The 15536-nt window shown below is 68.4% G+C and carries 15 protein-coding genes and 1 tRNA gene; 5 read left to right on the top strand and 11 right to left on the bottom strand.

All coding sequences use genetic code 11. From position 1 onward, the window contains the following. The first annotated feature begins 6 nt into the window (after positions 1–6). The 4 genes from D5S08_RS01790 to D5S08_RS01805 all read left to right on the top strand — a co-directional run bounded on the left by D5S08_RS01790 (position 7) and on the right by D5S08_RS01805 (position 4208). A complete protein-coding gene (locus D5S08_RS01790) occupies positions 7–1044 on the top strand; it encodes a family 8 glycosyl hydrolase (protein WP_162301899.1) in 1038 nt (345 codons plus the stop codon). Positions 1045–1109: 65 nt separating this feature from the next. Beyond that, positions 1110–2387 (top strand): serine--tRNA ligase, encoded by a 1278-nt coding sequence (serS, locus tag D5S08_RS01795; RefSeq protein ID WP_121114914.1) that lies wholly within the window; start codon positions 1110–1112, stop codon positions 2385–2387. 1 nt (position 2388) lies between these two features. Then, complete coding sequence (gene surE, locus D5S08_RS01800; protein WP_121114915.1) at positions 2389–3144, top strand: 5'/3'-nucleotidase SurE; 756 nt, start codon at positions 2389–2391, stop codon at positions 3142–3144. Positions 3145–3146: 2 nt separating this feature from the next. After that, complete coding sequence (locus tag D5S08_RS01805) at positions 3147–4208, top strand: potassium channel family protein (RefSeq protein ID WP_121114917.1); 1062 nt, start codon at positions 3147–3149, stop codon at positions 4206–4208. Positions 4209–4212: 4 nt separating this feature from the next. On the opposite strand, the gene D5S08_RS01810 is transcribed toward D5S08_RS01805, so the two are convergent. The 7 genes from D5S08_RS01810 to D5S08_RS01840 form a co-directional block, all read right to left on the bottom strand. Next, positions 4213–4644, bottom strand: a complete 432-nt coding sequence (locus D5S08_RS01810; RefSeq protein WP_121114919.1) for a DUF1761 domain-containing protein — start codon at positions 4642–4644, stop codon at positions 4213–4215. A gap of 49 nt (positions 4645–4693) precedes the next feature. Further along, complete coding sequence (locus D5S08_RS01815) at positions 4694–5617, bottom strand: NAD-dependent epimerase/dehydratase family protein (protein WP_121114921.1); 924 nt, start codon at positions 5615–5617, stop codon at positions 4694–4696. Then, positions 5614–6747 (bottom strand): glutamate 5-kinase, encoded by a 1134-nt coding sequence (proB, locus tag D5S08_RS01820; protein ID WP_121114923.1) that lies wholly within the window; start codon positions 6745–6747, stop codon positions 5614–5616. Before proB ends, D5S08_RS01815 begins: the two co-directional genes overlap by 4 nt. A gap of 50 nt (positions 6748–6797) precedes the next feature. Beyond that, positions 6798–7862, bottom strand: coding sequence for a GTPase ObgE (obgE, locus tag D5S08_RS01825; RefSeq protein WP_121114924.1), 1065 nt, complete (start codon positions 7860–7862; stop codon positions 6798–6800). Positions 7863–7970: 108 nt separating this feature from the next. Further along, a tRNA-Ala gene (locus tag D5S08_RS01830) sits at positions 7971–8046 on the bottom strand. A gap of 126 nt (positions 8047–8172) precedes the next feature. After that, the gene (locus tag D5S08_RS01835; protein WP_126665470.1) at positions 8173–9060 is read right to left on the bottom strand and encodes a hypothetical protein; all 888 of its coding nucleotides are present in this window, start codon (positions 9058–9060) and stop codon (positions 8173–8175) included. 187 nt (positions 9061–9247) lie between these two features. Beyond that, a complete protein-coding gene (locus tag D5S08_RS01840) occupies positions 9248–10030 on the bottom strand; it encodes a Bax inhibitor-1/YccA family protein (RefSeq protein WP_121114928.1) in 783 nt (260 codons plus the stop codon). A 218-nt stretch (positions 10031–10248) separates the two neighbouring features. Here D5S08_RS01840 and D5S08_RS01845 point away from each other — a divergent pair, with 218 nt between their 5' ends. Then, positions 10249–10599 (top strand): hypothetical protein, encoded by a 351-nt coding sequence (locus tag D5S08_RS01845; RefSeq protein WP_121114931.1) that lies wholly within the window; start codon positions 10249–10251, stop codon positions 10597–10599. 7 nt (positions 10600–10606) lie between these two features. On the opposite strand, the gene D5S08_RS01850 is transcribed toward D5S08_RS01845, so the two are convergent. The 4 genes from D5S08_RS01850 to ftsZ all read right to left on the bottom strand — a co-directional run bounded on the left by D5S08_RS01850 (position 10607) and on the right by ftsZ (position 15435). Further along, positions 10607–11404, bottom strand: coding sequence for a pyrroline-5-carboxylate reductase family protein (locus D5S08_RS01850; RefSeq protein ID WP_121115441.1), 798 nt, complete (start codon positions 11402–11404; stop codon positions 10607–10609). Between the two features lie 7 nt (positions 11405–11411). Further along, complete coding sequence (locus D5S08_RS01855) at positions 11412–11918, bottom strand: type III secretion system chaperone family protein (protein ID WP_241557162.1); 507 nt, start codon at positions 11916–11918, stop codon at positions 11412–11414. 153 nt (positions 11919–12071) lie between these two features. Next, positions 12072–13757 carry a tetratricopeptide repeat protein gene (locus D5S08_RS01860; protein WP_121114933.1) on the bottom strand — a complete coding sequence of 562 codons (1686 nt, stop codon included), beginning with the start codon at positions 13755–13757 and terminating at the stop codon, positions 12072–12074. Positions 13758–13860: 103 nt separating this feature from the next. Further along, positions 13861–15435: a cell division protein FtsZ gene (gene ftsZ, locus D5S08_RS01865; protein ID WP_121114935.1), complete on the bottom strand. Its 1575-nt coding sequence runs from the start codon at positions 15433–15435 to the stop codon at positions 13861–13863. Between the last annotated feature and the right edge of the window lie 101 nt (positions 15436–15536).

Raw genomic sequence — 15536 nt, forward strand, 5'->3', positions numbered from 1 at the left:
CATGCATTGTCCCGGCGCCTGTTCTGCATCGGTGCCGCGACCGGCGTGGTGAGCGCCTGCATCGGCAGCGACAGCTCGGCCTCCCCGCCGACACCGACGCCGACGACGACACCGATGCCGGGCGGCACCGCGCCTGTCAGCTGGGCCGGCTTCAGCGGGAGGTTTCTCGACCAATCCGGCCGGGTGATCGACAATGGCAACAAGGGCGTCAGCCATTCCGAAGGGCAAGGCTATGGCATGGTCATGGCCGCCCATGCCGGCGATCGACAAGGTTTCACCCGCATGTGGGACTGGACGCGGGACACGCTGCTGCGGCCCGAAGGGCTGCTGGCCTGGCGCTACGTTCCAACGGCCACCCCCCCTGTGGCCGATCCCAACAACGCCACCGACGGCGATATTCTGGTCGCCTGGGCGCTGGGCATCGCCGGCGCGCGATGGAACCGGCAGGATTGGCTGGCGCAGGCGGCGGTCATGCGCGCCGCAATCCTGGCGCGCGTGACGGTGACGCTTGCCGGGCGGCGCGTGCTGCTGCCGGGGGTCGCCGGCTTTGCAGAAGGCGGGCGGGTGACGCTGAACCCGGCCTATTATGTCTGGCCGGCGCTGGATGCCTTCCACGCGGTGGCGCCTGCTGAAGGCTGGGACACGATCATCGCCGATGGCACATGGCTGCTGACGCAGGCGCGCTTCGGGCAGCACCAATTGCCGACCGACTGGGTGGAATTGGCCCCCGATGGCGCGCTACGGCCCGCTCCCGGCCGATCGCCCTGGTTCGGCTTCGATGCCGTGCGCGTGCCGCTCTATGCCCAGCTGGGCGGGCGCAGCGGGCTGGCGCGGCCGGCGGCGGAATATTGGCAGGGACGGCGGAGTGCCGGGCAGATGATCCCCGCCTGGGTGGATGTCACGAACGGCGCCATCGCGGAATATGCCGGCAGCGCCGGGGTGGAGGCGATCGTTGCGCTGACCGGCGGTGGCACAGCGCCGCACGCCCTGTCCGACGATTATTACGCCGCCGTGCTGCAGGTGCTGGCGACGCTGCGGCCCTAACCCGATGCCTCCGGGATGTGCGGCCGCTCTGGACAAGCAGCCCCGCGCCCCGGCATAGGCCGCTGATGCACGATTTGCGCCTGATCCGCGACGACCCGCAATCCTTCGATGCCGGCCTCGCCCGCCGCGGCGTGGAGCCTGCCAGCGCCCGCATCCTGTCCCTCGACGAGCAGCGCCGCGCCGCCGCCACGTCCGCGCAGGAGGCACTGGCCCGCCGCAACGAGGCTTCCAAGGCGATCGGCCAGGCCATGGGCAAGGGCGACACCGCCACGGCCGAGGCACTGAAGGCCGAGGTCGCCGCGCTGAAGACCGACCTGCCCGCACTGGAACAGGCGGAGCGGGATGCGGCGACAGAGCTCGACGGCATGCTGGCGGCCCTGCCCAACATCCCCGCCGACGATGTGCCCGAAGGCGATGACGAGGGCGGCAATGTCGAGGTCGCCCGCTGGGGCAGCCCGCGAGATTTTGCCTTCCAGCCGAACGAACATGCCGACCTCGGCCCCGCGCTGGGCCTGGACTTCGAGACCGGCGCGGCCATGTCCGGCGCGCGCTTCACCTTCCTGCGCGGGCAAATGGCGCGACTCAGCCGGGCGCTGGGGCAGTTCATGCTGGACCACCAGACGGCGCAGCGCGGCTACACCGAGTGCGTCGTGCCGCTGCTGGTGCGGGACGAGGCGGTGTACGGCACCGGGCAGCTGCCCAAGTTCGCGGAGGATCTGTTCCGCACCACTGACGGCCGCTGGCTGATCCCCACCGCGGAGGTCAGCCTGACCAATTCGGTGCGCGAACAGATCATCGCCGACCTCTCCCAGCCGATCCGCCTGACCGCCCTGACCCCCTGCTTCCGCTCCGAAGCCGGTGCCGCGGGCCGTGACACGCGCGGCTATATCCGCCAGCACCAGTTCGAGAAGGTGGAGCTTGTCAGCATCTGCCGGACGGAGGATCACGCGGCGGAGCACGCCCATATGGTCGCCAGCGCGGAAGGCGTGCTGGAAGCGCTGGAGCTGCCATACCGCCGCATGCTGCTCTGCGCCGGGGACATGGGCGCGACCGCGAAGCGGACCTTCGACCTGGAGGTGTGGCTGCCCGGACAGGGCGCCTATCGCGAGATCAGCTCCATCAGCTGGTGCGGCGATTACCAGGCGCGGCGGATGAATGCGCGCTACCGGCCTGAAGGTCAGAAGGGCACCGCCTTCGCGCACACCCTGAACGGATCGGGTCTCGCCGTCGGTCGCACGCTGGTGGCTGTGCTGGAGAACGGCCAACAGGCGGATGGCTCTGTCATCATCCCGGCGGCCCTGCGCCCTTATATGGGCGGCATCGAAGCCCTGGAGCCTGCCTGACATGCGCATCCTGCTGACCAATGATGACGGCATCCATGCCCCCGGCCTGCACCTGCTGGAGCAGGTCGCCGCCACCCTGTCGGACGATGTGTGGGTCTGCGCCCCGGCACTGGAACAGTCGGGCACCGGCCATTCGCTGACGCTGCACATGCCGGTCCGCCTGCACGAGCATGGTCATCAACGCTTCTCGGTCGGCGGGACGCCCACCGACTCGATCAACCTTGCCTTGCGCAAGCTGTTCACGGACCGAAAGCCTGACCTCGTCATTTCCGGCATCAATCATGGCGAGAACCTGGCGGACGACATCACCTATTCCGGCACGATCAATGCGGCGATGGAAGCGGCGCTGGCCGGCATCCCGGCCATTGCGATGAGCCAGGCGCTGCGCAATGCTGGCCATGGCTTCGCCGCGGCGGAAGGCTGGGCCGCGAAGGTGATCGGCCCGCTGACCCGCTTCGCCATGGCCAAGCGCACGCTGGTCAACGTCAACTTCCCTGCCCTGCCCGCCGCCGATGTGCGCGGGGTGAAGGTGGCGCGGCAAGGCTTCCACGATTACGCGCGCGGGTCGCTGGTCGAAGGGACCGATCCGCGCGGGCGACCCTATTTCTGGTTCGGGCTGGAGGATGTGGAGCACACGCTGGACCATGGCACCGATCTGGAAGCGGTGAATGACGGGTTCGTCTCGGTCACTCCGCTGCAGGTCGACCTGACCGATCATGCGGCGATGGGCCGTCTGGCGGAGGCGCTGGACGGCTAGCGATGAAGCCGGCCAGGAGCCATGTGCAGCGCATCCGCGCCCGCCGCTTCATCCCGCTGAAGCGCGCGTTGCGGGTACCGGTATGGGCCGATATCGGCCTACGGGTGGGCGGCGCGATGGTGCTGGTCTTCCTGGTGGTGCTGATCCACTGGTTCGACCGGGACGGACTGGTCGACAATTATGACGGGCACATCACCTTCCTGGATGTTGTCTATTTCACGATGATCTCCATCACCACGACCGGCTTTGGCGACATCGCGCCGGTCAGCCCGCAATCGCGGCTGGTGGAGGCGGTGCTGGTGACGCCGATCCGCTTCGCCGTGATCTTCATCTTCGTGGGCGCGGCCTACAATTTCGTCATCAAGCGCAGCTGGGAAAAATTCCGCATGAACCGCATCCAGAACCAGCTGACCAACCATTACGTCGTGCTCGGCTTCGGCGTTTCCGGCGCCGAGTCGGTGGCGGAGCTGGTCGCTCGCGGCACCGATCCGCGCTGCATCGTGGTCATGGACATGGACCGCGAACGGCTGGCCCAGGCGGAGGAGATGGGCTGCAACGTGATCGAGGCGGACGCCACCCGCGACGAGCACCTGATGGCAGTGCGGATCGCAGAGGCGCAGACGGTGCTGGTATCCGCGGGGCGGGATGATTCCTCTATCCTGATCGTGCTGACCGTCCGCCATCTGGCGCCCAAGGTGCCGATCAGCGTGGTGGTGCGCGCGGAAGACAATGAATTGCTGGCGCGGCAGGCAGGGGCCAACAACGTCATCAACCCGGTCCGATTCACCGGGCTGCTGCTGGCCGGCAGCGCGCAAGGGGCGCATGTCGCCGACTATCTGATGGACCTGGCCAGCGTGGGCGGGCGCGTGCAGCTGGTGGAACGGCCCGTGCTGGCTGACGAGATCGGCCGGCCGATGAACGAGCTGGCGACCGGCGGCTATGCGCTGCGCATCTACCGGCAGGAGCAGGCGATCGGTTTCTGGGAATGTGCCAATGGCGTGTTCCAGGCCGGCGACGTCGTGGTCGAGATCCGCCCCAACGACCCCGCAGGCACGGATCAGTAAGCCGTCAGTCCAGCCAGCAATGGATCGCGCCCATCAGCACGGTGCCGATGGTGAGATAACCCGCATCGATCGCGAACAGCTTGCCGGGCCGCATCTGCAACAGATACATGATACCGATGGCCGGCGTCAGCAGCATGGCCCCGTAACCGAAGGCGATCATCATCTTCGCCCGGTCCGACGGGCCGGTCATGGCATATTGGTGCCCCAGCGTCAGGGATATCAGCAGCTCGAACGCGAAGACCAGCAGCATGACCAGCCAGGTGGGATTGCGGCGCATCGGCCGGCCACCCAGCGTATTGGCGCGGTTCGCCATCTCGTCCGAAATGCCTGTCAGCCGGCCCCATGCCCCGCCCAGCAGCACAGTGTACCACAGCACGCCCAGCCCGAAGAAAGCGGCGGCGCCCAGAAACACCGCGGTGAAGTTCACATTGCCCATGCCGATCGGCTAGCGCAGATCGGCCCGGCGCGCCATGCGCAATGGCCGGCTACAGCCAGCCTTTCGCGCGGTACCAGGCGGCGGTCGCCGCCAGCCCGTCTCCGGTGGCGATCTCCGGCCGCCAGAGATCCGCTGGCGGCGCCTTTTCCGGCCGGCACACCCAATCCGGATGGGTCATGTAGCCGACCCGGTCCGCCGTCAGCTTCGCCCCCGTGCCCCGCACCATGCCGTCAAGCCGGGCGGCCAGCAGCAGGGCGGCGCGCGGCAGATGCGGCACGCGCACCCGCCGGCCAACAGCGGCCCCGATCGCCTGCGCCATTTCCCGGTGGCTCCATCCGCCGGCGCGGCCATCATCCGGTTCGAACAAACGCTGCGACACGTCGGGACTGGCGGGCACCAACGCCAGCAGCACTCGGGCCAGGTCCATCACATGGATCATGGAGGCGCGCCCTGCCGGCGGCATCGGTATCACGCCCCAGCGGGCAGCCTTGAACAGCTCCAGCATCTCCCGGTCACGCGGGCCGTAAATCGCCGGCGGACGCACGATCGTCCAGTCAAGCCCGCTGACCTGCACCAGTTCCTCCGCATGGAACTTCGACCGGCCATAGGCGGACAGGGCCGGCTCCCGCGCGGACAGGCTGGACACGAAGACGAAGCGCGACACGCCGCCGGCCTGCGCGGCATGGACCAGCGCCTCCGTCCCTTCGACATTGCCCTGGTGGAAGCGGGCCGGGTCGGGCGCGCTGACCACCCCGGCCAGATGCAGCACCGCCTGCGTGCCCGCCACCAGCCGTTCCAGCGCGGCGGTGTCGGCCAGGTCGCCTCGGATCCAGGTCACGCCGGCCCGCGGCGGCTGTTCGGACCGGGCCAGCGCCCGCACCGAGATGCCGCGCCCAATGGCGAGTTCGATCAGCGCGCTGCCGACGAAACCGGTCCCCCCGGTCAGGGCCAGCGGCGGCGTAGCTTCGTTCACAGCACGACCAGCTGATCGCGGTGGATCACCGCGGATCGAGGTGAATAGCCGAGCAGGTCTTCGTGATCTTCGCTGCGATGGCCCATGATCCGCTCCACCTCCGCGCTGGAATATTCGGCCAGGCCCTGCGCCAGCTGGAGTCCGTTCTCGTCGCGCACACCCACCGGATCGCCGCGACGGAACGCGCCTTCGACCGCGCGGATGCCGCTCGCCAGCAGGCTGTTGCCATGCTGCAGCGCTTCAGCGCATCCGCCGTCGACGACCACGACCCCCTTCATCCGCTGCCGGCCGCCCAGCCACGCCTTGCGCCCGCTGTCCCGCCGCGTCGGCAGGAACAGCGTGCCGATGTCCTGCGAGATGGCTCGGGTCAGTGGCCGGGCGTGCTGGCCGTTGATGATGCCCAGCGTGATACCCGCACGGGTGGCGATCTTGGCGGCGATCAGCTTGCTGCTCATGCCGCCCGATCCCATGCCCGATCCGCTGTCGCCACTGGCCATCGCCTGCACGGCCGGGGTAACGCCTTGGATCCTTGGCACAAGGCTGGCGCCCGGCTCCTTGGGGTTGCGATCATACAGGCCGTCCACGTCGGACAGCAGCATCACCACCTGCGCATTGGCCGCCTGCGCCACGCGCGCGGCCAGCCGGTCATTATCGCCGAAGCGGATCTCCTGCGTGGCGACCGAATCGTTCTCGTTGATCACCGGCACCGCGCCCGCCTTCAGCAGGCGGCCCAGCGTGGCCGAAGCGTTGAGATAGCGGCGGCGATCCTCCAGATCCTCCACCGTCAGCAGCAGCTGCGCCGCCACCAGGCCATGCTCGGCCAGCAATTGCGACCACAGGCCGGCCAGCGCGATCTGCCCCACCGCGGCGCTGGCCTGCGCATCGGCCAGGCTGCCGCGCCCGCCATGCGGCAGGCCCAGCTTGGCTGCACCCAGCGCCACCGCCCCCGATCCGACCAGGATGATCTGCTGGCCACGCTTCCGGGCGGCGGCGATTTCCGCCACCAGCCCGGCCATCCACTCCGACTGGGGCACACCGCCTTCGCCGAACAGCAGGGCAGAGCCCACTTTCAACACCAGGCGCTGCACGATTTGCGGATCGGCGAGGTCGGATATGGAAGTAATGGTCATGCCTGCAGCGTCTAGCGGCCCGCACCGGCAGGAAACAAGGGGGGGGGGGCTCAGTCCAGCGGTGACCAGGACTGACCGTCAGCTGCCGGCTCCACTTCGGACTCCACCGTCTTGGTTTCGGTGGCGGTACGGGCCGGCAGGTGCCCGATCACCGCATCCATCAGGGCCGCCATGCCGGCACCGGTCGCACCGGAGATGGGGAACACCAGCTCCGCCCCCGCCGCCCGCAATTCCGCCGCGAAGCCTTCTGCCAGCTCGGCATCGGCCAGGTCGATCTTGTTCAGCGCGATCAGGCGCGGCTTCTCGTCCAGCCCGGCACCATAGGCAGACAGCTCTTCTTCCACGATGCGCATTGCCTGCGCCGGATCGCTGTCGGAGATGTCGACCAGATGGATCAGCACGCGGCAGCGTTCGATATGGCCCAGGAACCGGTCACCGATCCCGGCGCCGTCCGCCGCGCCTTCGATCAGGCCCGGAATGTCGGCCAGCACGAATTCGCGGTCACGATGCTGCACCACGCCCAGGCTGGGCACCAGCGTGGTGAAGGCGTAATCGCCGACCTTGGCGCGGGTGTTCGACACCTGGTTGATGAAGGTGGACTTGCCCGCATTGGGCAGGCCGACCAGGCCGGCATCGGCCAGCAGCTTCAGCCGCAGCCAGACCCACAGCTCCTCACCCGCGATGCCGGGCTGATGGTTGCGCGGCGCGCGGTTGGTGGAGGTCTTGTAGCTGGCGTTGCCGCGCCCGCCCATGCCGCCTTCGACCATGACGACACGCTGGCCGGGCTCGGTGAAGTCGGCCAGCACCGTCTCGCGATCCTCGTCCAGCACCTGCGTGCCCACGGGCACGGCGATGACGAGGTCCGGCGCGCTTTTGCCCGTCCGATCCTTGCCCATGCCGTGACCACCGCGCAGGGCCTTGAAATGCTGGGCATAGCGGAAGTCGATCAGGGTGTTGAGGCCGGCCACCGCTTCGAACACGATGTCGCCGCCGCGGCCGCCATTGCCGCCGTCGGGGCCGCCATATTCGATGTACTTCTCGCGTCGGAAGCTGACGGCACCGGGGCCGCCCGAACCGGAACGCAGATAAATCTTGGCCTGATCGAGGAAATGCATGCCGCTCCAGATAGGTTCGGGGGACGGCTTGCGCCAGTCAGCGGCGCATAATGGCGCCGATCGAACCGACCCGCCCGCATCTCATGATCGCGAGCCGGCGGGTGACACTGGTGGAGCCGAGGGGGATCGAACCCCTGACCTCGTCATTGCGAACGACGCGCTCTCCCATCTGAGCTACGGCCCCGTTCAGTGTCAGCCCCGTCATCGGCCCAGCCGGCAACGCGGAGCGCGCGCCTTAGCGGCAATCGCCGGCGGTTGGAAGGGCTTTGTGAGCCACCTTCAGCCGCCGGCGAAGCTGTGCCTCAGCCGATCAACTGCCCTGAACGCCGCTGGCCACCGGCTGGACAATCGGGGTCTCCTGGGTTGCAGGCACCGCGATCAGCGGGATGGTGGCGCCGGTCTGCGGATCGGTCACCTCCCCGACCAGGGTCGCTTCGGATCCTTCCGTCGGACCGGCCGCGATGCTGCTTTGTCCCGCGCCGTGTACCGCGACATAGCCCGGCTGGGAGGCACCGTAGAGCGCGCCATACTTCGCGTCCCAAGCGGCCGAGTCGGCCAGGTAACGTTCGTACTCCTCGAAGAACCGGGCGAACACACCTTCGAATCGGGCCAGACCGGTGGCGGAGAACGCCATCGGGTCACTCGGCGGATTCGCGATTGCGTCATTCGAAAGCGCCAGCGCCTCGTTGCAGAAGCTGGCACGGGCGCCGGGGCTGGCGAAGTAGTTGTAGACCGCCGTCATGTACAACTCACGCGCCTGGATCGCTTTCCGTCGATCGCCCTGCTCCTGCCGGAACCGGCGCTCGATCGTGGCATTGGCGATATCCAGCTTGGGGTCGGCTGCGCGCAGAAACGCACCATAGGCTTCCGTGATCGGCGCCTGCGATGCTTCGGAACAGTTCAGCGCGGCCACGTTCCAGGCGGAACGGAAGTGCCACAATGTGTCATGCTCCCCCAGATCGGTGTTCACGGTGACGCGGCGACCATCGGGGCCGCGCGCAGGCACCGCCATGAGATACGGCGCACCTGCGGGTGGTACAGGCCGGTAAGGCACTGCCTCCACGACCGGCGGGGGCGGCGGGGGTGGCGGTGGGGGCGGCGGCGGTGCCTTGGCGCACGCTGCCAGCAGGCCGATGGAGGTGGTAACAAGGGTAGCCTTCAGCGCCTTGCCCAACCAGGCCGGCAAAGTGGAATGCATGTGAAAATCGTCCCTGATGTAACGGAGCCACCCTGCCGGTCGCACCGCCTTGCGGCATGTCGAGGACTGATGGTGTAACGCCTTCACAGCACAAAGAAAATGCCCGGAATGCACTGTGGCAATCCGGGCAGGATCAATCGATTTCCCGCAGCGCCGTCGAGTGCCGGCGCCGCTGGTCAGGTCATGCTCAGTCGCGCTGGACGCCCATGAAGCGCAGCAGGAACAGGAACATGTTGATGAAGTCCAGATACAGGCTCAGCGCGCCCATGATCACCATCTTGCCCAGCGGGAAAGCCGCCGCGACGCCCGGATTGGTCACCTTCATGCGCTGCACCTGCAGGTACTCCGTCTTCAGCCGCTGCGTGTCGTAGGCGGTCAGACCGGCGAAGATCAGCACGCCGATGAAGCTGACTGCCCACATCAGGGCTTCGGACTGCAGGAACATGTTGATCAGGCTGGCGATGATCAGGCCGATCACGCCCATGATCAGGAAGCTGCCCATGCCGGACAGATCCTTCTGGGTGGTGTAGCCGAACAGGCTGAGGCCCGCGAAGGCACCGGCCGTGGCGAAGAACGTCGAAGCGACGGATGCGCCGGTATAGACCAGGAAGATGGTCGACAGCGACAGGCCCATCAGGAAGGCGAAGCCCCAGAACAGCAGCTGCAGCGTGCCGGTGCTGAACTTCTTGGCGCCGAAGCTCATCGCGAACACGATCGCCAGCGGCGACAGCGCCACCAGCCACATCATCGGGCCGCTGGCAAAGCTGTAGGCCAGCCCCGACCGGGCGGTCAGCAGCGCGACCACGCCGGTCAGCAGCACGCCAGATGCCATGTAGTTGTAGATGGAAAGCATGTGCTTGCGCAGGCCCGCATCGTTGACCGTGCGGACCTCGCCAGCCTGGCTCGGCGACGCACCGAATGCCGGGCGGCCGAAGCCCTGCCTGCCACGGGAGTCGTTCCAGTCTGCCATTGTAATCCTGTCTCCGTATATGGCGGCCAACAATCGGGGCCGCTCGCTGAAGTGCAATATCATCCTTCGGCGGGGCGCTTTCAAGGAAAACCGGACCGGCGGCGGATACGGCCAAATTCAGCAATCCTTTGATACGTATCACGCCGGGCCGATCTTCGGGAACTCGGCCGCCGGGCGTTCCGTTTCGCCGGCTCTGCCTGCAGAACGGAAGACTCCCCATGGATCATCGCAGAATTGGCCTCGGCCTCGGCATCTTCTCCATCGGGCTCGGCCTGGGCGAGCTGTTCGCCAGCCGCCACATCACACGCGCACTCGATGCCGAAGGGCACGAGACCTTGGTCAAGGCATTCGGCGCGCGCGAATTGCTGGCGGGCGCCGGCCTGCTGGCCGCACCCACCGCGCCAATCAATGCCTGGGCGCGCGCGGCCGGCGACGTGATGGACATCGCCGCCGCCGGTGCCGCGGTGCGCAACAGCCCACGCAACAGCATCGCCTGGGGCGCCCTCGCTTTCGTGGTCGGCGCGCTGGTCCTTGATACGCTGACCGCCCGCGAATTCGCGAAGCGGTAAGGTCCGGTCAGGCGCCGCGCGCCTCGGCCGCCATTTCGGCGCTGCGATCGCGCGCGGCGCGCAGGCAATCCAGCACCAGCGCGTTGATCGCGCCGTCTTTGTCCAGCACATTCAGGCCGGCGCGGGTCACGCCCCCTGGGCTGGCGACGCGATCCGCCAGCACGCCCGGATCGTCCGGGCTTGCCGCGGCCAGCGCCGAGGCGCCTTCCGCCATCGCCACCGCCAGCCGGGCGGCCTTGTCAGGCGCCATGCCCAGTTCGCGAGCGGCAGCAGCCAACGCCTCGATATAGCGGTAGACAAAGGCCGGCCCGGAACCCGCCAGGGCGGTGACCAAGTCGAAATCCTCTTCGCCGAACCATTCGGGCGTGCCCAGCGGCTGCATCAGCGCGAACACCGCATCGCGGGCAGCCTCGTTCAGCCCGTCCGCCGCCAAGGCGACGGGGCTCTTGCCCAGCGCCACCGCCAGGTTCGGCATGACCCGCACCAGCCCTGCTGCATCGGCGAAACGCCGGCGCAGGCTGGCCAGTTCGACACCGGCGAGCAGCGACAGCACGATCGTGCCCGTCCCGGCAAGCGGAGCGAGCGTGGGCGCCGCTCCGTCCAGACCCTGCGGCTTGATCCCCAGCAGAATCGCGTCGAAGCGCTCACCCGTGGGCAGTTCGGCCAGATGCCGGACGCCGGCCGGCAGGTTGGTCGCCCGCGGGTCGACCACGGTGAAGCTGCCGGCGGACATTCCGCCAGCCAGCCAGCCGCGCAGCATGGCGCCGGCCATGTTGCCGCAACCCACCAGCAGGATGTTCTGCATATTCACCTCAAGCCTCCCCTGCGGCATCGACCAGCGCCGCCTCCAGCGCCTCACGCGGGCGCTTGTCCCCCCACAGCACGAACTGGAACGCCGGGTAGAACCGGTCGCATTCGGCCACGGCGCTTTCGATCGCCTGGCTGGCCATGGCGATGCTCAGCAGCCCTTCGTCGCCCAGCATCAGGCCATGGCGGTACAGCAGCACGCCGCCATTGGACCACATCTCGAAATGACCCAGCCAGACCTGTTCGTTGATCAGCGTCAGCAATTCCTGCGCCGGGCGGCGCTTGGCGTCGGGCACACGCACTTCGGGCAGGCACAGGATCTGCAGCACGCGATCCTCCGCCCGCCAGACGCAGCGCAGCTGGTAGCTGGTCCAGCTCCCCTGGATCTCGCCGCTGATCTCGTCATCGCTCACCAGCTGGCAGGGCCAGCCATGCGCTTCGAACAGCTGGGCCAGCATCTCCACCGGCGCCGCATCGTCCGCGTCGTCCATCACTTCCCGCTCGGTATTCATGCGGCCTGGTTCCGTTTCGTCATCATTGCCCTGCTGTGCCCGCTATGCCGGGGCGAAGGCAAACCGCAGGGGCAAGGCTGCGGGGCATAAGCGATCTTGCCTGTTGGCAAGGTGTGCACAATCCCGCCGGAAACAAGCGGCAGACCGCTTCCGTCAGTCGAGGGCGCGGACGTCCTCGCCCCGCGCGCTGGTGAAACGGAAGCTGTCCACCCCGGCTTCCTTCAACGATGCGACAAGCGTTTCGGCCTCCGCCGCGCTGTAGGGGCCGGCCAGCAGGCGGGTACGGCCGTCCCAATCCGCCAGATGCGGCTCGGCATCCTGCAGCAGGTCACCGGCCTTGCGGCGGATGCGGCGCCAGTCGAAGCCCAGCGCGGCCACATCCTGCCCGGTCGCGACCTGCACCCAGTGTCGGCTGGGGACCGGAGGTGGCGGCGGCGGAGCCGGAGGTGGTGGTGGCTTGGGCCGTTCGCGCGGCGGTGCGATCGTGGTGATGTCCACCCCGCCCGCTGCGACCGGATCGGGTGTGGCTGCCGGTTGGACAAAGGTCGCGAACGCTTCCGCCAGGCCAAGCTGTGCGGGAGGCTCGATGAGCGCCGGCGCTGGCGCCGGCGCCTGAACGGGTGCGTGAGCTGCCGCTTCGGCGAAAGCGGGCGCAGGTGCAGGCTGGGGTGCGTAAGCTTCGGCCGCGGGCGGCATCTGCGGCTCCGCCACGGCAACCACCACCGGTACCGCCGCGGGCTGCGGCCCGTAAGTCTCTGCCGTGGGCTGCATCTGCGGCTCCGCCACGGCAACCATCACCGGTTCCGCCGCGGGCGACGGCGAGGGTTGCCCCACCGGCGGCAGTTCTCCGGATACTCCCGCAGGTGTGAAGGCCGGTTGCACCTGCTGCTGCAGAATCAATCCCGTGGCGGGTTCCGGCACTGCCGCAACCACGGTCGCTGCCGGTGCCGGTGTCGGGGACGGCAGTTGCTGCACGACGGGCTGCGAGATCGTGGATGCGGGTGCAGAGCCCATGATGGCGCCGCTGGGCACCAGGCGCGCATCAATCGACCGTGAGTCTTGCGGCGCAGCCACGGGTGCGGCGGCAATCTGTGGCGCAGGCGTCTGAGCTGCCGCGGTCGGCGGCGGCTGCGATCCGGCCGCGATGGTCGGATCGTCCTGCCCGATCTGGCTGGCCTGCGGGAATCGACCCAGATGCGCGGCGGCGGCCTGCTGCGCCCGGGTCAGCCGGGGCATGTAGCGCAAATAGGGCGCCAGCCGGCTCGACAAGCGCGCCGGCAGCATGGTCTCGGCAATGGAGACCGCCTCGTCCTGCTGGCCGTTGATGGCAAGGGCGAAAGCCCGCATGCGAAAGGCCGACAGGTCGCCCTGCTGCAACAGCGGCAGCAGCGTCGCTTCGAACCCGGTGCGATTGCCTGCGATCGCCTGGCTGATCGCCAGCCGCAGCGTCACCGCATCGTCGGGTCCGAGGGTCAGCGCACGATCATACTCCGCCTGCGCCGCCGCATTGTTGCCCACCAGATCGTAGGCCAGCCCGCGATCGGCGGCATAGGGGGCCATGTTCGTGCCGGCCGCCTCTGCCGCAGCGAACGCCGCCAGGGCATCGGCCGGGCGATCCTGCCGGACCAGCAGAACGGCATGGCCAGCAGCGACCCGGCCATCCCCCGGCGCGACGTCGCGTGCCCGGGCGTAGAAGTTCTGTGCCGCCGCCAGATCACCCAGGTAGAGCGCGGCATCCCCGGCCTGCAGCAGCGCCGCCAGATCTTCCGGCTGCTGCGCCAGCACGCGCATCGCATCTGCCAGCCGGTCGGCCTCGGGTCCGGGAATCGCCTGCACCACAGCCTGCCCCCATGCCGGGCCGGCCGTGATCAGAACGGGCAGTGCCAGGGCCGCCAGCGGCAGCAGGCTGCGCCCGGCGACCCGGGCTGCCGGGTGATGCAGCTTACTGATTGCTCTGCCGTCCCAGGAAGCGCGGGATGCGCAGGCCGCCGGTCGATGCCGGCTTGGGAGCCGGGGCAGGAGCGGGGGCCGGAGTGGGCGCGGGGGCCGGCTGTTCGGCCACCGGCTCCGGCGCGCGGGGCGGGCGGGAGACGGTGGACATGCGTTCGAACAGCGAACCGGAGGAGGACGCGGTCGCATCCGCCGCCGGATTGTGGCCGCTGGCCGCGATGCGGCGGCGCTGTGCCGCCGGACCGATGCCGGCAGTGTCGGACGGATGTGCGGCCAGATCATTCTCGCCCAGCAGCAATTCGTCCTGCTGCTGATCGGCGGGATCGCTGTTCAGCGCGTCGAGCGTCAATTCGAGCGGCTCGTCATGCGAAGCATCCTCGCCGGTCTCGTCCGCCATGTTCCTGGCGACCGGGTCTGCCGAAGCAGGGGCAGGCTGACGATCCTGGACGGGCGCGGGTCGCGTAGGCTCGCTCATCGCCGGAACAGCCGCTGCCGGCGCGGCCGCGGCGACCGCCGGACGGCGCAGGCCGCGGCCTGCACCCATGCTGGAGGGCTGCGTCGCGGCAGGCCGCTGCTGGCCTGCGGTCTGCGCCTGCTCGCCCGGCGTCTCGATCCCGGTTGCCACCACGGAGACGCGGATCTTGCCTTCCAGGTCGGGATTGAAGGCGGAGCCCCAGATGATGTTGGCTTCGGGATCGACCAGCTCGCGGATGTGATTGGCCGCCTCGTCGATCTCCAGCAGCTTCATGTCCTCGCCGCCGATGATGGAGATGATCACGCCCTTGGCGCCCTGCATGGACACGCCATCCAGCAGCGGGTTGGCGATCGCCTTCTCTGCCGCCTCAAGCGCGCGGTTCGGGCCTTCGCCCTCGCCCGTGCCCATCATCGCCTTGCCCATCTCGCCCATGACGGAGCGGACGTCGGCGAAGTCGAGGTTGATCAGGCCCGGCATCACCATCAGGTCGGTAATGGACCGCACGCCCTGCTGCAGCACCTCGTCACCCAGCAGGAACGCTTCCTTGAAGGTGGTTTCGGCCTTGGCGATCAGGAACAGGTTCTGGTTGGGGATGACGATCAGCGTGTCGACCGACTTCTGCAGTTCCTCGATGCCGGCTTCGGCCGAACGCATCCGGCGCGTGCCTTCGAACAGGAACGGCTTGGTCACCACGCCCACGGTCAGGATGCCCTTGTCGCGCGCGATCTCCGCGATCACGGGCGCCGCACCGGTGCCCGTGCCGCCGCCCATGCCAGCGGCGATGAAGACCATGTTCACGCCTTCCAGCGCGCGCTCGATCTCCTCGACCGTCTCCTCGGCAGCGGCGCGGCCGACTTCCGGGCGGGAGCCGGCGCCCAGGCCGCGGGTGCATTCGGGCCCCAGCTGGATGCGATGTTCCGCCAGCGAATTGTTCAACGCCTGCGCATCGGTGTTGGCGACAATGAAGTCGACACCTTCGATCTGCGCCTCGATCATGTTGGCGATGGCGTTGCCGCCCGCCCCGCCCACGCCGATCACGGTGATGCGGGGGCGCAGTTCCTCCACCGAGGGCGGGCCGATATTGATGCTCATTGCAATGCTCTCCTCACGGAGCGGTAACGGATGGGACCTTTATCGCTCTAATGCCATAAAGCGTGAATAACAGGCAAAATACGGCAAGGCGCTATCCACAG

The organism is Croceibacterium ferulae (assembly GCF_003660445.1).
Taxonomy (GTDB): domain Bacteria; phylum Pseudomonadota; class Alphaproteobacteria; order Sphingomonadales; family Sphingomonadaceae; genus Croceibacterium; species Croceibacterium ferulae.